16 protein-coding genes and 2 rRNA genes are annotated in these 20719 nt (G+C 57.8%); 1 reads left to right on the top strand and 17 read right to left on the bottom strand.

Annotation, left to right across the window (positions count from 1 at the left end; all coding sequences use genetic code 11):
- Positions 1-17 precede the first annotated feature (17 nt).
- Positions 18-413 carry a DUF1573 domain-containing protein gene (locus AB1576_03415; protein ID MEW6080827.1) on the top strand — a complete coding sequence of 132 codons (396 nt, stop codon included), beginning with the start codon at positions 18-20 and terminating at the stop codon, positions 411-413.
- On the opposite strand, the gene disA is transcribed toward AB1576_03415, so the two are convergent.
- The 17 genes from disA to AB1576_03330 all read right to left on the bottom strand — a co-directional run bounded on the left by disA (position 410) and on the right by AB1576_03330 (position 20493).
- The gene (gene disA / locus AB1576_03410; protein MEW6080826.1) at positions 410-1462 is read right to left on the bottom strand and encodes a DNA integrity scanning diadenylate cyclase DisA; all 1053 of its coding nucleotides are present in this window, start codon (positions 1460-1462) and stop codon (positions 410-412) included. The two genes, AB1576_03415 and disA, sit on opposite strands and share 4 nt — an antisense overlap.
- A gap of 35 nt (positions 1463-1497) precedes the next feature.
- Positions 1498-3945 (bottom strand): ATP-dependent Clp protease ATP-binding subunit, encoded by a 2448-nt coding sequence (locus tag AB1576_03405; protein MEW6080825.1) that lies wholly within the window; start codon positions 3943-3945, stop codon positions 1498-1500.
- Positions 3946-3967: 22 nt separating this feature from the next.
- The gene (locus AB1576_03400; GenBank protein ID MEW6080824.1) at positions 3968-5011 is read right to left on the bottom strand and encodes a protein arginine kinase; all 1044 of its coding nucleotides are present in this window, start codon (positions 5009-5011) and stop codon (positions 3968-3970) included.
- Positions 5008-5538 carry a UvrB/UvrC motif-containing protein gene (locus tag AB1576_03395; GenBank protein MEW6080823.1) on the bottom strand — a complete coding sequence of 177 codons (531 nt, stop codon included), beginning with the start codon at positions 5536-5538 and terminating at the stop codon, positions 5008-5010. The genes AB1576_03400 and AB1576_03395 overlap by 4 nt, the downstream gene beginning before the upstream one ends.
- Before the next feature lie 14 nt (positions 5539-5552).
- Positions 5553-6011, bottom strand: coding sequence for a CtsR family transcriptional regulator (locus AB1576_03390; protein ID MEW6080822.1), 459 nt, complete (start codon positions 6009-6011; stop codon positions 5553-5555).
- A gap of 151 nt (positions 6012-6162) precedes the next feature.
- A complete protein-coding gene (trxB, locus tag AB1576_03385) occupies positions 6163-7089 on the bottom strand; it encodes a thioredoxin-disulfide reductase (protein ID MEW6080821.1) in 927 nt (308 codons plus the stop codon).
- Positions 7090-7095: 6 nt separating this feature from the next.
- Positions 7096-9189: an elongation factor G gene (fusA, locus tag AB1576_03380; GenBank protein ID MEW6080820.1), complete on the bottom strand. Its 2094-nt coding sequence runs from the start codon at positions 9187-9189 to the stop codon at positions 7096-7098.
- Between the two features lie 183 nt (positions 9190-9372).
- A complete protein-coding gene (locus AB1576_03375) occupies positions 9373-11778 on the bottom strand; it encodes an AAA family ATPase (protein ID MEW6080819.1) in 2406 nt (801 codons plus the stop codon).
- Positions 11779-11969: 191 nt separating this feature from the next.
- Positions 11970-12629 carry a thiamine diphosphokinase gene (locus AB1576_03370; GenBank protein ID MEW6080818.1) on the bottom strand — a complete coding sequence of 220 codons (660 nt, stop codon included), beginning with the start codon at positions 12627-12629 and terminating at the stop codon, positions 11970-11972.
- A gap of 104 nt (positions 12630-12733) precedes the next feature.
- Positions 12734-13813, bottom strand: coding sequence for a carbamoyl phosphate synthase small subunit (locus AB1576_03365; GenBank protein ID MEW6080817.1), 1080 nt, complete (start codon positions 13811-13813; stop codon positions 12734-12736).
- 82 nt (positions 13814-13895) lie between these two features.
- Positions 13896-14363, bottom strand: coding sequence for a DsrE/DsrF/DrsH-like family protein (locus AB1576_03360; GenBank protein MEW6080816.1), 468 nt, complete (start codon positions 14361-14363; stop codon positions 13896-13898).
- Positions 14364-14376: 13 nt separating this feature from the next.
- Positions 14377-14601, bottom strand: a complete 225-nt coding sequence (locus AB1576_03355; GenBank protein ID MEW6080815.1) for a sulfurtransferase TusA family protein — start codon at positions 14599-14601, stop codon at positions 14377-14379.
- A 15-nt stretch (positions 14602-14616) separates the two neighbouring features.
- A complete protein-coding gene (locus AB1576_03350) occupies positions 14617-16281 on the bottom strand; it encodes an FAD-dependent oxidoreductase (GenBank protein ID MEW6080814.1) in 1665 nt (554 codons plus the stop codon).
- Positions 16268-16615 carry a metalloregulator ArsR/SmtB family transcription factor gene (locus AB1576_03345; protein MEW6080813.1) on the bottom strand — a complete coding sequence of 116 codons (348 nt, stop codon included), beginning with the start codon at positions 16613-16615 and terminating at the stop codon, positions 16268-16270. The genes AB1576_03350 and AB1576_03345 overlap by 14 nt, the downstream gene beginning before the upstream one ends.
- A gap of 112 nt (positions 16616-16727) precedes the next feature.
- Complete coding sequence (locus AB1576_03340) at positions 16728-17258, bottom strand: L,D-transpeptidase (protein ID MEW6080812.1); 531 nt, start codon at positions 17256-17258, stop codon at positions 16728-16730.
- A 77-nt stretch (positions 17259-17335) separates the two neighbouring features.
- Positions 17336-17452 (bottom strand): 5S ribosomal RNA (gene rrf, locus AB1576_03335).
- A gap of 52 nt (positions 17453-17504) precedes the next feature.
- Positions 17505-20493: ribosomal RNA gene (locus AB1576_03330) — 23S ribosomal RNA — on the bottom strand.
- Positions 20494-20719 lie beyond the last annotated feature (226 nt).

Here is a 20719-nt window from a genome sequence, read left to right as displayed (position 1 = left end):
AGGAGTGATCTCGCTCCATGAAGGATATCCTCTGTGATGGCTTCCAGCACACTGTAGACGAGTACCTGGTCCGGCACAGAAGCGTAATAGATATCATGTCGAAGCTTCAGGAGGCTAATGCCCGCGTCAACCGGGCAGTCTCCAAGGCAGTCACCGCCTGTGGGTGCATTCGGGTAGCAGCAAACCGCCAGTCGGCTCCCATGGATGTATCCATAGAGGAAGTCAGGAATCACATGGATAGCCACCTGGAAGGCGGTCTTTGCGAGCACTGCAAGGAGATCATCGAGACCGAGATGGGCAATCACCTCTTCTACCTCACTGCCCTGTGTAACAGCCTCCACCTAAACCTGTACGATGTCCTCCTGAAGGAACACAAGAAGCTGAGCACTCTCAGGTTCTTCAATTTCTCCTAGTTGGCGGAGGGACCCGCCTCCCGGCGAAAACGTGACAGCCCTTGGCTTATGGCCTTTGCCCTGGCCTCACCGATCCCGTCCACCCTGTCTAGTTCCTGTGGGGTAGCCTTCATAATGTTCAGGAGATTCCCGTATGCCCTGACGAGGTTCTCCCGGGCATAGCCTGGCAGCCTGGGCACCCTCCTGAGGGCGCGGTGACCCTTGGGAGAGACCGGAAGGCTGAGGTAGTCCGCACGGATGCTGTATCCAAGTGACTCTGTGATGTGGCTTGCCTGGGGCACATCTTCTGCATGTGACCTGTATTCGCGTATGGTTTCCTCAGGGCTTGCGTCGCTAAGCGTGTAGTCCCGGATGATCATGCTGTGCTCCGTCCACAAGTCCCCCACCATTTCGTCCACCTGCATCTTGACGAGGTGGCCCTCGGAGCCCAGCTCCACCACATACCTTTCAATGTCTTCCACTATCCTCCAGAGCATCTCCAGCCTCCGGAGCACTGATGCCACATCCCCCAGGCATACAGAAGACTCCATCTCCGCATGATCAAGGTCTCGAATAACCTTGTCCACCGCCGAGCGATAGTGGGAGAGGGTCTGCAGTGCCTGGTTGGCCTTGGCTAGGATGAACTCTATATCCCTTAACACGTACCGGCACTGGCCCTTGTACAGGGTTACAACGTTCCTCCGCTGTGAAATGGCGACGACAACCTCTCCCGTCTGAATGGCCACTCTCTCACCTGTCCTGTGCCGGATGCCCCTTTCTTGGGAGGGGATCTCCTTTCTTGGCCAGAGGCTGGCGTTGGCGTAGACCACCCGTTCAACATTCCTGTCGAGAATTATGGCACCATCCATCTTGGCCACCTCATACAGAAGGGATGGGGTGAATTCGGCGTCAAGCCGAACCCCCCCATCCACGAGATCCATGATCTTGGGCCCGTCCCCTAGCACTAGCAGGGCACCTGTACGGGCACGTATGATGTTATCCAGGGCCTCACGCAAGGGAGTACCCGGTGCTACCTTCTTGATGGCCTCCAGGAGTTCAGGGTCCGCCAAGGGCCTCTGCCTCCTTTGGGTATCTGGGAGCAAGGCTACACTTCGCTCGCCGGCTTGAACACTAGATGCTGGCCTTCGGAGTCCAGCGCAACCAGGACTCTGTCGTTTTCCTTGACTCTTCCCCTGAGAACCTCTTCGGACAGGGGGTCCTCCACGAACCTCTGGATTGCCCTGCGGAGGGGCCTTGCACCGTATACCGGGTCAAAACCCTCTTTAACCAGGTACGACTTGATTTCCGCGGATACGTCAAGTTCAATGCCCATCTCTTTGAGCCTTCTTGCCACTTTCTCAAGCATTAGATCCACTATCTCCGAAACATTCTCTTGTGTCAGGGCATGGAACACGATGAACTCATCTATCCTATTGAGAAACTCAGGGCGGAAGGTCTTCTTCACCTGTTCCATAATGGTGTCCTTCATCTCCGAGTACCCCGTCTCGGCCTCTCGGTCGGCCCGGAAGCCGACGGTGGCTTGCCGCCTGATGAGATCAGCCCCCACATTGGAGGTCATGATGATGACGGTGTTCCGGAAGTCCACCGTTCTCCCCTTTGCCTCCGTGAGCCTCCCATCTTCCAGTACTTGCAGCAGCACGTTGAAGACCTCTGGATGAGCCTTCTCTATCTCGTCTAAGAGGATCACCGAGTAGGGGCGACGCCGGACCGCCTCGGTAAGCTGTCCTCCCTCTTCATAGCCTACGTATCCCGGGGGAGCCCCCACGAGCCGGGACACCGTGTGCCGCTCCATGTACTCGGACATGTCAAGCTGCACCATGGCGTCCTCATCACCGAAGAGAGCCTCAGCCAACGTTCTTGCCAGTTCTGTCTTCCCGACACCGGTGGGCCCCAGGAAGATGAAGGATCCAATGGGCCGTCGAGGGTCTTTGAGACCTGCCCTAGCCCTTCTGATAGCTTTGGCCACTGATTGCACGGCTTCATCCTGGGCAACCACACGCTTGTGCAGCTCCGCCTCCAGGTTTAACAGGCGCTCAGCCTCGGTCAACGCTAGCCGGGAGACGGGAATTCCAGTCCACGATGAGACTATGTCGGCGATGTCTTCATCATTCACCGTGGACTGTAAACGCACCTTTTGCTGCTCCCAGTCCTTCTTGAGGCTCTCCAGCTGTTCCTTTATCTTCTGTTCCTCGTCCCTCATGCGGGCGGCCTTTTCAAACTCCTGGCCTTGAATGGCAGCCTCTTTTTCCTTGCGGGCTTCTTCCAGGCGCTGCTCGAGAAGTTTTATGTCTTCAGGCGCCACCATGGACCGAAGCCTTACCCTGGATGCCGCCTCATCTACGAGGTCGATGGCCTTATCCGGCAGGAACCGGTCCGTGACATAGCGGTCCGACAGCCTTGCGGCAGTTTCCAGGGCCGCATCAGTGATTTCCACCCTGTGGTGGGCTTCGTAGCGGTCCCTCAGACCCTTGAGGATCTCAGTGGTTTCCTCGACCGAGGGTTCTTCTACCATTATCGGCTGGAAGCGCCTCTCCAGAGCGGCATCCTTCTCAACGTGCTTGCGATACTCATCCAGGGTGGTCGCGCCGACGCACTGGAGTTCACCCCGGGCCAGAGCAGGCTTGAGGATGCTCGATGCGTCTATGGCTCCCTCAGCGGCACCGGCCCCCACAATGTTGTGCATCTCGTCAATGAAAAGGACTATATTCTTGGTGTTGCGGATCTCGTCCATTACCTTCTTGAGTCTCTCCTCGAACTCCCCGCGGTACTTAGAGCCAGCCACCAAAGCCGCCAGGTCAAGGGTCACCACCCGCTTGCCCGCCAAGAGCTCGGGGACCTTGCCGTCCACCACCATCTGGGCTAAGCCCTCCACTATGGCTGTCTTGCCCACTCCTGGCTCTCCAATGAGGACTGGGTTGTTCTTAGTGCGCCTAGAGAGGATCTGCACGACGCGTTCGATCTCCTTCTCCCTGCCAATGACAGGATCCAGCTCCCCCTCCCTGGCGAGTCTCGTCAGGTCGCGTCCATAGGTGTCCAGGTTTGGAGTGGGACTGGTCTGGCGTGCCTTCGCCCTCCCAGGGCTAGCCGCCTGCCCCTGCGTGGGAAGGAGCTGGCCCACCTCGGCCCTGACCTTCTCCAAGTCCGCCCCGAGAGATGTGAGGACCCTCGCGGCCACACCCTCATCCTCCCTTATCAATCCAAGGAGAATGTGCTCGGTGCCAACATAGTTGTGACCGAGCAAGCGAGCCTCTTCGGATGCCAGCTCCAGGACCACCTTCTTGGCTCTGGGGGTGAAACTAATCTCTGCCGAGGCAGAGGGTTGTCCATGCCCTATGAGTTTCTTCACCTCTGACCTTACCGTCTCCAGGCTGATTCCCAGGCTCTCCAGGGCCCGGGCTGCAATGCCTCCCCCTTCTCGAATGAGCCCCAGGAGAAGGTGTTCGGTACCTATGAAGTCATGGCCCGATTGCCTGGCTTCCTCTTGAGCCAGGAGTATCACACGATGGGCCCGCTCCGTAAATCTCCCAAACATGCTTGCTTGATACCTCCGTTCTTCATTGCCCGCCGAGTCTCTCTCTGATGTTCGCGGCACGGACCTCGTCTCTCTCGGCGGGAGCAAGCTCCCGCCCTGCGAGGCGTGATACAAAGGCCGGGCGGCTAAGCACTATTAGCTCGTTAAGGTTCGACCTGTCTATCTGGAGGAGACCCAAGTCAGCCCCAAGCCGCACATTGGACCAGAGCCGGATGGCCTCCTCGGAGGTAATGGACCTGGCATTGGCCAGGATCCCATAGGACCTCCAAACCCTGTCCTCCAAGGCCACCCTGCTCTCCATGAGGCTGGTTCGAGCGGCCTTTTCCTGCTCGATTATCTGCTCGCTGATATCGTGAAGATTACTGATGATCTCCTCCTCGGATTTGCCAAGGGTAACCTGGTTCGATACCTGGAATATGTTCCCGGCGGCCTCGGTCCCCTCTCCGTAAAGACCCCTTACTACCAATCCCAGCTGGCTTATGGCTGGGATGACCCCGCCTATCCTGTTGGTTAAGACCAAAGCTGGCAGGTGAGTCATCACCGATGCCCTCAATGCAGTGCCCACATTGGTGGGGCAGGCGGTAATGTAGCCGCGCCGCTCACCGAAGGCATAGGTCAGTGTGTTCTCCAGGGAATCATCGAGCCGGGTTGCCATAGCCCAGGCTTCCTCAAGCTGCAAGCCTGGCAACAGGCACTGTATTCTCAGGTGATCTTCCTCGTTCACCATTATGCTCACTTCTTCGTCCGGGCATATTACCACAGCCCCCAGGGGGTTCTGGGCATGCTGGGGGCTGATAAGGTGCTTCTCAACGAGGACCTGCCGTTCCAGAGACCCCAATTCCCCTAGCCTGAAGACCTCGAGATTGCCGCCCTCTTTATTGATGCTCTCGATGGCCCGGGCGACCTCACCAATTACCTCAGAGGCCTGTTCAGGACTGCTTCTATGGGGAAACGCCCTTCCCGCCAGGTTCCTGGCCAGTCGTACTCGGCTGGATATCACTGTATCGGCGTGAGGGCCATCCCCCTCCATCCAGCGGGATAGTGCCTTAGTGAAGATGTTGTTCATTCGTCTCCATCTCCCCGATCTTCCCTGCGGCCTTCGAGCTCCTTCAGCCTGTCCCTGATGGATGCTGCCTTCTCATACTCCTCCCTGGAGACAGCCGTGGTGAGTTCTTCCCTGAGTCTGTCCATCTCCCGCCGCAGCAGGACACCAGTACTGGCCTTCCTGGGGACCTTTCCGGTATGGGTCCCCGCAGCGTGTATCCTCTTGATAAGGGGCTCGAGCCTTGCATCAAAGTGAGTGTAGCACACATCACACCCAAGCCTTCCCAGCCGGGCGAACTCGCCGTAGGTAAGCCCGCAATTCGGGCAGGGACCCTCCTTTTCCTCTCGCCGTGTCCTAGGCGCGGGTGTATCGTGGTAAACGAGGCCCGCCAGGAGCTGGTTTATGGAAAAGCAAGGTTCCACCACGAACCCAACCTGGCTCTTCGCTTGGGCACAGGCCTCGCAAAGGTGAGTCTCCTCCTTGTTACCGTCAACTATCTTCGCGAAATGGACTGTAGCAGGCTTCTGCTTACACTCGTCACACAACACTCGCTTTCACCTCCTCACACCCACCTCACCAGGGTTTGCACTACAGATGTCAGCAATCTCTTGCGGACATGATCAGCTTCTTGGGAATTTCCCAGCACGCTCCTACTCATATTCGCCCTCAACAGGTCAGCCTCGCGAGGAGTGATGAAGCGCTCTTCCTGGAGGCGTGCCAGTATGTGGGTGGCCACCTCCTCGGAAATGCCCGGGCCTTGTACCTGCCCCACCAGGTCCAGTAAAGCGGTGGCTGAACCAAGGTTCAGCCTCACAATGCGGACGTAACCGCCCCCTCCCCTCCGGCTCTCAATGAGGTAGCCCCGCTCCATCACGAATCTGGTATCCAGGACATAGCTGATTTGTGAGGGAACGCAGCGGAATCGCTTGGCGAGCGAGTTCCGCTGGACCACAAGTATCCCGTTGCTGGACCTGACCATGTTCTTGAGATATTCTTCGATCTCGTCAGAAAGGCTGCCCATGAGTCCCTCCCAGATATGTGTCCCGATGTGGCCCTCGCCATAGACAAGGGGTCACCTGACTTTGTCTTTCCTTGACTATCATAACTCAATGTTTCTCGTTTGCCAAGAAAAAGCCGGTGGCTCACCGCCACCGGTACCTGCCCTGAGGACTTCAGTGCCCTTCCAGGAACCTCCCTGCCTGTACTGCTGCCAGGGCTCCGTCGCCCACCGCCGTCGCCACCTGGCGCAGGGACTTCGAGCGTACATCTCCGGCAGCGAAAACACCCGGGGCTGAAGTCTCCATGTCCTGCGTTGTGATAATGTACCCTTGCTGGTCCATATCAACCACGCCCCTGATAAACTCCGTATTCGGCTCAAGCCCAACGTACACGAATATCCCGCTTGCGGCGATAGTGCGTGTCTCGTGAGTCTTCACATTGGTCACCTCAACACCCTCAAGGCGGTCCTTACCCTTCAAGCCGGTCACAACAGAGTCAAGGACCATGTAGATCTTGGGGTTCTGTCTAGCCCTCTCCACCAGGCTCTTGGCTGCCCTCAGCTGGTCTCTCCTGTGGACAAGGTACACCCGGGAGACGAAGCGAGTCAGGTAGCCGGCCTCTTCGACGGCGGAATCACCGCCGCCCACCACCACAACGTCCCTGTCTTGGAAGAAGGCGCCGTCGCATGTAGCGCAGTACGATAAACCCTTACCGCGTAGCTCGTCCTCCTCCGGCACGCCCAGGCGCTTCTGACGAGAGCCGGTGGCCACCAACAGTGCCTTGCTCTTTATCACACCGTCAGAGGTCTTTATGAGGTACCAGCCCTCACCTTGAGCCACGGAGGAGACTTCGGCCATGAGTACTTCCACTCCGAACTCCCGGGCGTGTTCCTCCATCTTCTGGGCTAGTTCAGGGCCTCCTATCCCGCCTGGGAACCCCGGGTAGTTAGCTATCATGTGGCTGGTGGCTGCTTGACCCCCGGGAAGCCCCCGTTCCAGGAGTACTGCGTTGACTAGAGCCCTTCCCGAGTATATAGCAGCCGTGAGGCCAGCCGGCCCCCCCCCGATGATGGTCAATTCGTAGGTTTTAACCGCCTCCAAGGAACCTCACTTCCCCTCGGCTTCCTTGTCCTTCTTAGCCTGCGCTATGATCTCCTGGGCCAGGTGTGAGGGAACCTCCTCGTAGTGAGAGAACTCCATTGTGTAGAGCCCCCGGCCCTGGGTAATGGATCTCAGGTCTATGGAGTACTTGAACATCTCAGACAAGGGAGCCATTGCCCTGATGACCTGGACCGTACCCCTGGGCTCCATGCCAAGGATCTTGCCCCTCTTCTTGTTCAGGTCTCCCATAACATCACCCATGAAATTGTCCGGCACCGTTACCTCCACCTTCATTATGGGTTCCAAGAGTGCTGGGCTTGCCTCGGCGAACCCCTTCTTAAAGGCCATGGATGAAGCGATCTTAAATGCCATTTCCGAAGAATCCACCGTGTGGTACGAACCGTCCACCAGGGTCACCCGGACACCGCTCACTGGATACCCGGCAATGACGCCCTCCTGCATGGTTTCCCGGACACCCTTCTCCACAGCGGGTATGTACTGCCTGGGAACCGCCCCACCGAATATCTTGTCCACGAACTCGAAGTCCGTTTCAGCTTCAGGCCCCAGGGGCTCCATGTCGATGAATACGTGACCGTACTGGCCCCTTCCACCCGTTTGCTTCTTGTGCTTGCCTTCAACCCTTGCAGTGCCCCTGATGGTTTCGCGGTACGGCACCTTGGGCTGCTCTAGCACGACATCCACCCCGAACTTCCTCTTTAGGCGGTCGGTGATAACATCCAGGTGCAAGTCCCCCATACCAGATATGAGGGTTTGAAGGGTTTCCGCGTTCTTTTCCACCTTGAAGGTGGGGTCCTCCTCCGCCAGCCTTGCTAGCCCAGAACCTATCTTGTCCTCATCCCCCTTGGCTTTGGGGGCAACGGCCACTGAATAGACAGGTGCTGGGAAGGAGACCGGTTGGTAGACAATGGGGTGGTGCTCATCGCACAGGGTATCTCCGGTACCCGTTTCCTGGAGCTTGGCAACGGCTGCAAGATCCCCGGCAATGGCCTGCGCAACAGCTTCCTGGTGCTTTCCCTTCATCACGAAGAGCTGCCCGATCCTCTCGGTTCGCCCCTTTGAAGCGTTGTAGGCGTGGGAATCCGAACGCAAAACCCCTGAATAGACCCGGAAGACCGTGAGTTTTCCAACGTATGGGTCGGCCATGGTCTTGAACACCAGCGCTGAGAAGGGTTCCTCGGTATTGACAGCGCGGGTCGCTTCATTCCCGGACTTGGGCTCCGTCCCTTTGACGGATTCGGCATCCACGGGAGAAGGCATAATGGATGTCACCGCATCCAAAAGCGCTGCTGTCGCCTGGTTTCTGATGGCAGAGCCCAACAGGACAGGGAATACTTGCCCTTTAGAAACCCCTTTAAGGAGTCCCCGTACTATCTCTTCCGGTAACAGTTCCTCCCCCTCCAGGTACTTCTCAATGAGCTCGTCATCACTCTCGGCGGCGGCCTCCAGCAGGGGCTCTCTCAAGGATTTCGCCTGCTCCGCCAGGTCCGCGGGAATATCCTCTACAAGCACCTTACCGTCACCCTTGTCTAGCATGGCCTTCATTGACACCAGATCTACTACGCCCTTGAAGGAGGCCTCGTGGCCTATGGGCATCTGCATAGGAACCACGCTGTTGCCGAAGGCCTGCCTCAAAGAATCCAGGGTGTTTGAGAAGCTGGCGTTCTCCCTATCTATCTTGTTCACATATATCATGCGAGGGAGTCTGTACTCATCAGCAAACTCCCAGAAGAGTTCCGTACCCACCTCAACCCCTGCAACCGCATCCACCACCACAATGGCTCCGTCGACCACTCTGAGACCCGCACGAACATCGCCTACGAAGTCGAAGTAACCTGGGGTATCCACGATGTTTATCTTGGTATCCTTCCAGTGGCAGGGCGCTATGCTCAGGGAAATGCTCATCTTCCGCTTTATCTCTTCCGGATCGTGGTCCATGACGGTGTTCCCGTCATCGGACTTGCCCAGGCGATCCGTCATGCCGCTAGTAAAGAGCATGGCCTCGGCCACCGAGGTCTTCCCAGCCCCTCCGTGAGCGATAAGGCCAATATTTCTCAAAGAACCGGGACTATAGCTTTTCATCGTCTTTCCTCCCTCAAGGTGGCTATAAGGCCCTCCCGCAAAGTCACCGTTCTACGTTCGACAGGAGGTTTGGGAATCCTGCCCTATCTTCCTGGGCCATGGGCCTTACCCATACCCTATACTTTCCTCTAAAGGTACATCTCACCCGTACTCGTCAGGTTCTCCCGGTCACACAGCGGGTCTTTAGTATCCCGGGCCGTGCTTGGACATGGTTTCCGCCCACTCCGCCAGCCTCCGGTCGACCCTGCCATGCACAGTGTCTTTGGGATACTCCCCGTCTGGACCCATGATACCCGCAGGCACCCCCGTGAGTATCTCCAGTCCCTCGTCGATGGTATCCACTGACCAGACCCGGAAGAGCCCTTGCCTGACAGCCTCAAGGACCTCCTCTTTGAGCATGAGGTTATCTACGTTACGGCTGGGGATGATGGCTCCATGGCTCCCGTCCAAGCCTCTCGCCTTGCACACAGCGAAGAATCCTTCGATCTTCCTGGTGACACCACCAACGGGCTGGATCTCACCCCTTTGATTCACGGACCCGGTCACTGCAATGCTTTGCTTTACAGGCAGCCCGGAAAGTTCCGAGAGGAGAGCGTACAGCTCCGTGCTGGACGCGCTGTCCCCGTCCACCCCCTCGTAGTTCTGTTCAAAGCAAAGGCTGGCTGAGAGGGCCAGAGGCTTGTTGTGGGCGTACTTGGCCCCTAGGTACCCTGCGAGGATCAAGACGCCCTTGGAGTGAATGGTGCCGGACATCCTGATCTCGCGTTCTATGTTGACCACTCCTGCCCTCCCGATGAAGGCCTTGGCTGTAATGCGGCTTGGTCTCCCAAAGGAGTAGTCGCCCATGTCGTAGATGGAGAGCCCATTTATCTGCCCGACCGCCTCCCCGCTGGTGTCCACCATGATCTTGTCGCGGAGGATCATTTCCTGGATCTTCTCCTCAACCAACATGGACCGGTAGGCCTTCTCTTCCAGGGCCTGGTCCACATGACTGGCGCTGACCGCGTGTGAGTGTTCCTTCTTGGCCCAGGCGTTGGCCTCGTAAAGGAGTTCCACAATGTCATTAAAGCGTGTGGAGAGCTTCTCCTGGTCCTCCACGAGCCTCGAACTGTACTCAATCACCCTGGCCACAGCCTCCCGGTCAAAGTGTATAAGGCCCTCCCTGGAACACACAGACCCGATAAAGGCCCCATACTTCTCCGCGTGCTCCTGCGTGCGGGCCATGGACATGTCAAAGTCCGCTCTCACCTTGAAGAGCTTCCGGAAGTCCTCGTCCATAACATAAAGGGCCTGGTATATCCAGGGGGAGCCGATCATGATCACCTTGACGTCCAGGGGAATGGCCTCGGGTTGGAGTCCCACCACTGCGTCAGCTCTTAGTTGCTCTCCCATGTTCTCTATCTTGATCTCCCTGTTTCTCAGGGTCCTCTTCAGACCATCCCACGCCAGAGGGTACTTCAGTACGTCCGCCGCATGGAGGATCAGGTATCCACCGTTGGCCCTGTGGAGGGCACCAGGCTTGATCATGGTGAAGTCGGTGACCATTATCCCCAGCTGGCCTTTGTATTCTATCTTACCAAGGAGGTTGTAGTACGTTGGGTTGGTTTCGAATATGACAGGGGCCCCTCGGCACTCGGCGTTGTTGACCAGGACATTCACCTTGTACTTGTTGAAGACTGCCTGTGGGTCCCTGGTCCTGGCCCAGGGCGCCTGGGGGGAGGAGCTTGGCTGTTCCTCTAGGCCCCGAAAGTCGTCTATGTGGGAGACAACCTCGTCCTTGAGGCTGTCCATGAACTTGCCGATCTTGGGGTAGTCCCGGTACTTCTCCTTAATATCATTCACATGATGGCCAACGGCAAAGAGTGCCATTTGCTCGTCCAGGCCCTTCAGCCTCTCCCTGGCCTTCTTCTCCAGGTCCTTTACCTTCCTGACCATGGCCGCTATCTCGGTCTGGAGCTCCTGGCTCTTGGCCTCCAGGTTCGCCTTGGAGTCCCCATCAAGGGCTTCGAACTCCTCCGGGGTCATGGCCCTATCTTGCATCATCGGGATGGTGCCAAAACCGGTAGTCGTTCTCACCAGCGAGAACCCCTTCTCCTTCACCATTGCCTCCGTGTGGTTCAGTACTTGCTGTGTGACCTCCTGGAACTTCTTCATGAGCGCATCCTTGCGCCGGGCATACTCGTCGGACTCAAAGGCCTTCTTGACCTCTCTCTTGAGCTCTTCAATGAGGTCATCTACTTCCTGGGCAAACCCATGGCCCATCCCGCAGGGCAGCGCAATGGCTAGAGGCCTGTCGGGCTCTTCGAAGTTGTTCACGTACACCCAGTCACCAGGGGTCAGGCCCTCGCCAGCCACCTTCTGCACAGCCGACCTGGCATAGGTTGTGCGACCGGTGCCGGTGAGGCCGGAGACATAGATGTTATAGCCTGGGCTAGACACGCTCAAGCCGAAATCAAGGGCCCTCACGGCCCGTTCCTGGCCAATTATCCCTTCGATTAGGGCAATGCTCTCCGTGGTATCAAAGGGAAAACTCGATGGGTCGCTCCGCCTCCTGAGTCTCTCGGGGGGAATCTCTTTAACCACACACATCACCTTCTCCCGTTTCTGTGTTAACAAGACCCGCTGGATGGCTCTCAAGCGGCACTCGCCGCCTGCACACTGGTGAACAAGTGAACCTTTCAGGCATCACCTCCAGAGCGGCTCCTCCCTGTCAAAGGCCTGCTTGATCCGGGCTTACACCCCAGGCCTTATGCATCTTTTCCCTTGGCCGACCAACCCTATTAGACCTCCCTTACCGTGAGTAGCACACCTGACTCGAAACGGATGACTGCCTTCCCCCCCATGAACTCGTTGCTGATGCCCCGGGTATCACCGAAGCGCAGCGTCACATCATGGATCTCGTACTTGAGTCCCTCTATGGAAAGCCCCTTCAAAGTCCGCGAAAGGGATAGAAGTGATACAATCCTGCCTGGCTCTGATGCAAAGTGCAGCTCCTGGGGTCCCCCCAGCACCCTTGCCTCTACGCCGGGCCCCCTGAGGATGAAGCGAAACCCCTTGCGGGCATACCTTTCTAGGATAAAGAGGTTCGCCAGGGTCTGGTCCAGGCGTTGCCCCAGCCCCCCCAGGATGAGCACCTCGGGGCCAGCATTCAAGTTAGGCCTAAGCGCCCTGCAAAGGAACTCCAGCCCCAGTTCCATGTCGGTCTTATCCTTCTCGGCCGGGTACCTCAGGACGTTCACTTGCCCCGACAACACGACCTTGGCTGCCTCGCTCCCCAGGGAGTCCAGGTCTCCCACTATCGCATGGGGGAGAACCCCAGCTTGGCAAGCCCTGTTTGTTCCCCCGTTAAGGCACAGCACGTAGTCTCCTGAGCCCACACTCACCTCCGGGCACTCTCCGTTGGCAATGATGACTATTCTCTTGGCGTCCCGCTGATGCACCCTAGTCAAGCCTCCTTGAGGAAAGGGTTTCGGCTCCTCAGCCTCTGTTACCTGCGCATGGCAACAAAAAACCCCGGGAGAGGCCGGGGTTACCGTTTTGTCGTCTATCCCGCAAGAGCGGAAGAGCCTCTCTCGATAAACGCCTTGAAGATGGTGGAGGAGTCTTGAGGACCCGGGCCGCCTTCTGGGTGGAACTGAACGGATACAACGGGCATCCTCCAATGTGCAAGCCCCTCCACGGTACCGTCGTTCAGGTTTCTGTACAAAACCTTTAGTCCTGTGCCCTTGAGGCTCTCTTCGCTCACAGCGTAGCCATGGTTCTGAGAGGTTATGAGGATACGCCCGGTGGAGCCTTCCTTGACTGGGTGGTTCCCTCCCCTGTGTCCAAACTTCATCTTGTACGTGTCCGCGCCTAGGGCCAGTGCCAGGATCTGGTTCCCCAGGCATACCCCTAGCAAGGGAACACGGCCGATCAGGTGCCCCACCTCGTGGACGATTTCCGGCAGGTCCTTGGGGTCACCCGGCCCGTTGGACAGAAGCACACCGGCGGGGGAAAGCCCCAGCACTTCCCTGGCTCGGGTGAAGGCAGGGACAACGGTAATCCTGCTTCCGGCCAACCGGAGATGCCTTAGTATGCTGGCCTTCAGTCCAAGATCGAGCACGACTATGTGAGGGCCATCGCCTTCCAGGGTGTAGGGTACCCCGGTGGTAGCCTCCTTGACATGGTCCGCCCTGTGGCAGCCAGATGCCTCTTGGCTGAGCCTTTCCACGTCTGGAGCGTGTTCCTGGAAGACTATGACCCCCTTCATGGAGCCCATCCTCCGGAGGCGCCTCACCAGCGCTCGAGTATCCACCCCCTCAAGGTAGGGTGTCTGGCGGTCGCGGAGGTAGTGCCCCAGGGTTCCTGAGAGTTGCCAGTGACTGGGTTCGGTACAGGCCTCCCGGACCACCAGGGCGGAGGGCGCCACCCGGTTGGACTGGTTGTCGAAGGGATTAACCCCGTAGTTGCCTGTCAGGGGATAGCACAGCACAAGGATCTGGCCGGTGTAGGACGGGTCTGTGAGCATCTCCTGGTACCCGGTCATGGCGGTATTGAAGACCAGCTCCCCCTGGATTGCCCTGCTCACTCCGGAAGACCTGCCAGCATAGACCTCCCCATCCTCCAGCACCAGCCATCCCTTCATGGGCGCACCTCCCCCGGTTTGTACATTAGTATACAGGGAAGTGCATACTTATGCAATGCCCTCCGGCATGCCTCCCTGCAGATCAGATAAAGAGGTTGACATTGGCTTCCTCTGCCTCGCCCAGATAAGTGGCGACCCCGCCTGTTTCAATGCCGTCAATCAACTCGCTTTCATCCAGGCCCATGACATCCATGGACATACTGCAGGCTATCAACTTCACTCCCATGTCCCTGGCTTGGCTCATGAGTTCCTCCAGGGTCTGCACGTTCTTCTTCTTCATGACAACCTTCATCATCTTGGCTCCAAGACCACCGAAGTTCATCTTGGAGAGCCCGAGCCTCCCTGGCCCCTTCGGCATCATCCATCCAAAGAGCGCCTCCACCGGGCTTTTTTTCACCCGAGGGGCAACGGGCTTACGCAGTACGTTGAGCCCCCAGAAGGTAAAGAACATCGATACTGCATCTCCCATGGCAGCAGCCCCTGTGGCTATGACGAAGGCAGCCATGGCCTTGTCCATGTCCCCGCTAAAGACGATTATGGTCTTTTTCACTTCGCTTTCCCCCTCAGCTCTTCCTTATACGGGCAACCAGCACACCGTTGTCATCTGACAGGTCCAAGAGCTCATTGCCCGTCTTCTTGCACCAAGCGACAACGTCTTTCTTGAAGCCATAGTCCGTAACCTGGATTACCAAGACTTCTCCAGGGGAGCACTTCCGGGCCTCCTCAAATAACTTGACGATGGGGCCCGGGCACTGGAGGCCCTCGGCGTTTATGACCCTCTCTGTCATGTCTGCTGCCTCCTTTCACTCCATCTCAAAGGGGTAGGCCTTGACTCCGCCCTCAAGGACAGCGACACTGTCAAAACCCAGCCGTTTTAGGGTCAGGTACGCCTGGTAGGCGCGCTTTCCCACCTTGCAGGCTATTATGATTTCCTTGGAGCCGTCTATCTCCTGGTGCCTTGCCTCCAACTGCGACAGGGGTATGTTGAGGGATCCGGGTATGGCGTAGAGCGTGAACTCCTCAGGGGTCCTCACATCCACAACAACCGTGCCGGGGTCGTCCACCCTGTCCCGGACGCCCTCCGCGGAAATGCCCCTGAAGCGCCCTTCCAGCTTGTTTTCCAGGACATTGGCAGCAACAAGCGTAGATGCCATGGCGGAGGAGAATGGAGGAGAGTATGCAAGGTCAAGCTGGGTTAGATCCTTTACGGTTGCGCCAAAGGTTATGGCCGTGGCCAGAATGTCGATGGGCTTGTCAACAACACCCTCTCCAAGTACCTGACCCCCCAGCACCTTGCCGCTGGCCTTGTCCGCAATGAGCTTCGTAATGATCTCCTTATTACCGGGGTAGTAGTGGGCCCTGTCAGGAGACGGGGCCAGTACGGTCTCCACATCGAACCCCTTGATTCTGGCCTCCTTCTCGGAGAGCCCTGTCCGGGCCACAGTGCACTCAAAGACCTTGACAATGGAGGTGCCCAGAACCCCTTTAAGGACCTGCTTGGGCCCGTCTTTCCTGGCAACATTCGTACCTGCGATTCTCCCTGCCTTGTTCGCAGTGGATCCCATGGGATACCAGACAGCGGCCCCGGTAACCAGGCTGGAATTCTCCGCGCAGTCCCCCACGGCATAGACGCCAGGGACGCTGGTTTCCATGGCCCCATTCACGCTGATGGCCCCTGTGGGGCCGAGGCTTATTCCTGCTTCCGCGGCGAGACTGGCGTTGGGCCTGATGCCCACCGAGAGGATAACGGTGTCTGCCGGGAGATCGCCCTTGTCAGTGGAAACAGACGATACCTCTCCATCACCCAGGAGGCCAAGAACCCTGGTACCGGTGTGCACCGTGACGCCTTGCTCCCTGATGTGCTTCTCTACGAGCCGGGCGACATCCCGGTCATAACCCGGGAGAATCTGGGCATCAAGTTCCACCAGGGAGACATCAATGCCTCTAAGGTGAAGGTTCTCCGCCACTTCCAGCCCGATGAGCCCCGCGCCTACAATCGCGGCCTTCCTGCAGTGCCCCGCGTCAACGCGGTCTCGAATGGCCACGGCGTCCTCAACGGTACGGAGGGTGAACACGTTTTTTAGTCCAGCACCGGGGATGGGCGGGATGAAGGGGGTTGCCCCTGTGGCTAGCACCAGGCGATCGAAGCTGACTGCACTCTTCTCGCCGGTCCTGTTGCTGACGACCTCCACTATGTGTTCTCCAGGAAGGACCGATACAGCCTCATGCTCAGTGAGAACCTTAACATTCATCTCGGCTTCGAACTCCCTGGGGGACTTGACGAGCAGTTCCTTCTTGTTCTTGATGATACCCCCCAGGTAGTATGGCATGCCGCACCCTGCGTACGATATGTGGCTCTCCCTGGTAATCAAGGTAATGTCAAGCTCAGGGTTCTCCCTGCGCGCCCTGGCGGCCACCTTTGTTCCCGCCGCCACTCCACCGATGATTACCAACCTATTGCCGTCCATCTCCAGCCCTCCCTGTACTGGCGCTCCCTTTCTGCGCTTTGTCCCACACAAAAGGTACGTCATTCTCAAAAAGCACCGATACGATCTCCCTGGCCTTGTCGTTGCCCACGGAGTACCTTACCTCGGTCCCGGAACGCTCTGACCGGACTATTCCCTTCAGCCTGAGAATTGCCAGCTGCTGGGACACCGTGGACTGGGGCATTTCCAGGCAGTGCTGGATACCAGCTACATTGCACTCTCCCCTGGATACCAATCCGTGGACAATACAGAGGCGGGTAGGGTGGGCCAGAGCCTTAAGCAACTCCACCTTATCGTGGTAGGGTCCAGTGTCCATGAGAGCCACCTCGTTATATAGTGCTATCGCTATATTAGGATATATAGACACTGGTGTCAATCTATTATCATTGAGGAAGAATGTTGAGGGGTAAAAGGACCCAGGCCCGTCTTCAGTAGGCAGGGTTCATGGCGCGATGGATGAGAATGGAGTACCGGTGAGACATGATGTAGACTACTGTATCCCCTTCCCTGACCCTGTCGTAGAGTCTCTCGGCATCGCGAATGCCCATCCTGATACACCCTGCAGACTCATGGCCGCCCAGGGTTCCGGGCTGCCCGGTCCCGTGAATGCCGTAGACATCACCCTTCTCCCCGCCGGGCACACCCAATCCCATCCACCTGGTGCCGAACAGGTACCGTTGTTCAGGCTCATTGGGAACCAGCGACTTTGATACTACGTAGAACCTGCCCTCCGGAGTCATGTCTGGACGTCGCCCGGTAGCCACGTTAAAGCGCTCCACGAGCCTGCCCTGTTCGTAAAGGAACATCTCGTTTTTCATCTTGTCCACGATGAGGTGTTGCGAAGGCTCCATGGCCAAGGGGGGCAATCCCATAATGAAGGCGTGCCCCGTGACTAGGATGATACCAATGGGAAGTAGGGCTGTTCGCAGCTGAATCCCCCAAGACAGTAGGATTCCCACTCAAGGCACCCCTGATGCCACAAGAAATGAGATAACAGCCCCCGTTAGAGTGTGTAACGGGGGCTGTTAGAAAGGCATTCCGGCGGCGACCTACTCTCCCGGGCGGCGACCCGCCGAGTACCATGGGCGCAGGAGGGCTTAACTTCCGTGTTCGGGATGGGAACGGGTGTGGCCCCTCCGCAATGGCCACCGGAAAGGTTAGGGCAAAGGGGGGAAGAGGGGATTAGAGCGTTTGGGCGGGGAGTTACTGGCAAGTCCTCGACCTATTAGTACCGGTAAGCTGAAGGCATTGCTGCCCTTACACCCCCGGCCTATCGACCAGGTGTTCTACCTGGGGTCTTACTCCGCTAACCGGATGGGAAACCTCATCTTGGGGCAGGTTTCGCGCTTAGATGCTTTCAGCGCTTATCCCGACCGGACATAGCTACCCGGCTTATGCCGTTGGCACGACAACCGGTACACCATTGGTCCGTCCGCCCCGGTCCTCTCGTACTAGGGGCGGCCCCCCTCAAGTTTCCTGCGCCTGCGGCGGATAGGGACCGAACTGTCTCACGACGTTCTGAACCCAGCTCACGTACCGCTTTAATCGGCGAACAGCCGAACCCTTGGGACCTGCTTCAGCCCCAGGATGCGATGAGCCGACATCGAGGTGCCAAACCTCCCCGTCGATGTGAACTCTTGGGGGAGATAAGCCTGTTATCCCCGGGGTAGCTTTTATCCGTTGAGCGACGGCCCTTCCACTCGGAACCGCCGGATCACTAAGCCCGACTTTCGTCCCTGCTCGAGGTGTCCCTCTCACAGTCAGGCTCCCTTCTGCCTTTGCACTCTTGGCGCGATTTCCAACCGCGCTGAGGGAACCTTTGGGCGCCTCCGTTACCTTTTGGGAGGCGACCGCCCCAGTCAAACTGCCCGCCTGACACTGTCCCTGGACCGGATAACGGCCCACGGTTAGAACTCCGATACTCCAAGGGTGGTATCCCACCGCTGGCTCCGCCGGGACTGGCGTCCCGGTTTCCAAGCCTCCCACCTATCCTGTACATGCAGGACCAAAATCCAATGTCAGGTTACAGTAAAGCTCCACGGGGTCTTTCTGTCCAGCCGCAGGTAACCTGCATCTTCACAGGTACTTCAATTTCACCGGGTCCCTCGTTGAGACAGCGCCCAAGTCGTTACGCCTTTCGTGCGGGTCGGAACTTACCCGACAAGGAATTTCGCTACCTTAGGACCGTTATAGTTACGGCCGCCGTTTACTGGGGCTTTGGTTCAGAGCTTCGAGCTATTGCCCTAACCCCTCCCCTTAACCTTCCAGCACTGGGCAGGCGTCAGCCCCTATACTTCGGCTTTCGCCTTAGCAGAGACCTGTGTTTTTGGTAAACAGTCGCTTGGGCCGTTTCTCTGCGGCCCCAACCGGCTCATGAAGTTTAACAATCACCAGTCAGGGCACCCCTTCTCCCGAAGTTACGGGGTCATTTTGCCGAGTTCCTTAACGAGGGTTATCCCGCGCGCCTTAGGATCCTCTCCTCGCCTACCTGTGTCGGTTTGCGGTACGGGCACCCGGCGACTCGCTAGAGGCTTTTCTCGGCGGCATGGGTTCAGCCAGTTCGGTACTGTAATTTCCCTCCCCATCACCTCTCGGGATTGAGAAAGCGGATTTGCCTGCCTCCTCTCCCTACGGGCTTGGACGCGCACGACCAACGGCGCGCTGTGCCTACCCTTCCGCGTTACCCCTTCGCTCAAGCGCCGCCAAGGTGGTACCGGAATATCAACCGGTCATCCATCGTCTACGCCCTTCGGCCTCGACTTAGGTCCCGACTAACCCTGAGTGGACGAGCCTTGCTCAGGAAACCTTAGGCTTGCGGCGGGAGGGATTCTCACCCTCCTTTTCGCTACTCATACCGGCATTCTCACTTCCCTGGGCTCCACCGCTCCTTACGGTACGGCTTCGATGCCCAGGGAACGCTCCCCTACCACCCACTTTGGGGTCCGTGGCTTCGGCGGCGGACTTGAGCCCCCTTGGATTTTCGGCGCAGGGCCACTCGACCAGTGAGCTATTACGCACTCTTTCAATGGTGGCTGCTTCTAAGCCAACATCCTGGTTGTTTGGGCAACCCCACATCCTTTACCACTTAGCCCGCTCTTTGGGGCCTTAGCCGACGGTCTGGGCTGTTTCCCTTTTGACTGCGAAGCTTATCCCCCGCAGTCTGACTCCCGAAGTCTCCATGGAGGCATTCGGAGTTTGAATGGGTTCAGTAACCTTGTGGGGCCCCTAGCCCAATCAGTGCTCTACCTCCTCCATTTATCCTCGAGGCTAGCCCTAAAGCTATTTCGGGGAGAACCAGCTATCTCCGAGTTCGATTGGCATTTCACCCCTACCCACAACTCATCCCATAGCTTTTCAACGCTAATGGGTTCGGGCCTTCACGTGGGTTTAGCCACGCTTCACCCTGGCCATGGGTAGATCACTCGGTTTCGGGTCTATGAACTGCAACTATGTCGCCCTGTTCGGACTCGCTTTCGCTTCGGCTCCGGAGCTTTTGCCCCTTAACCTCGCTGCAACTCATAACTCGCCGGTTCATTCTTCAATAGGCACGCCCTCGGCCTCTTATGGGCCTCGGACTGCTTGTAGACACACGGTTTCAGGTTCTATTTCACTCCCCTTCCGGGGTTCTTTTCACCTTTCCCTCACGGTACTTGTCCGCTATCGGTCGCAAGGAGTCTTTAGCCTTGGAGGGTGGTCCCCCCTGATTCCCACGGGATTCCTCGTGCCCCGCGGTACTCGGGTATCCGCCCCAGGGAGAGTCATGCCTTTAGCCTACAGGACTCTTACCTCCTACGGTAGGGCTTTCCAGCCCCCTTCGGCTAGACATGACTTTTGTAACTCCCCGGAAGTGCCGCAGCACCCCCCGGACGAACCCCTCTACACCCAAGTGGCAACGCCTGCGGGCTATCACACCCCTTGGGTTTGGGCTCCTCCCCTTTCGCTCGCCGCTACTTGGGGAATCTCGTTTGATTTCTTCTCCTCGGGGTACTTAGATGTTTCAGTTCCCCCGCTTACCCTCTCACGGCCTATGTGTTCAGCCGTGGATGACACGGTACTACCCGTGCCGGGTTTCCCCATTCGGATATCCCCGGATCTATGCCCGCTCGCGGCTCCCCGGGGCTTTTCGCAGCCTGCCACGTCCTTCTTCGGCTCCTTGCGCCAAGGCATCCACCGTGTGCCCTTCCTAACTTGCCAGTAACTCCCCGCTCAAACGCCCCTCGCGGGTCGCTACAGGCTCCTCGCTTCTTCACTCTTCCCTTCCCTATGCCCTTGTCAAGGTGCAATATTGAACTAAACAGCGTATGAGGGACTGTGAGGCAAGGGATCGACCTAGGAGAAGAACTCCTTAGAAAGGAGGTGATCCAGCCGCACCTTCCGATACGGCTACCTTGTTACGACTTCACCCCAATCATCAGCCCCA

The organism is Bacillota bacterium (assembly GCA_040754315.1).
Taxonomy (GTDB): domain Bacteria; phylum Bacillota; class Sulfobacillia; order DUSP01; family JBFMCS01; genus JBFMCS01.
Note: the sequence above shows the minus strand (reverse complement) of the source record. Positions and strands in the feature narration are given on the sequence as shown.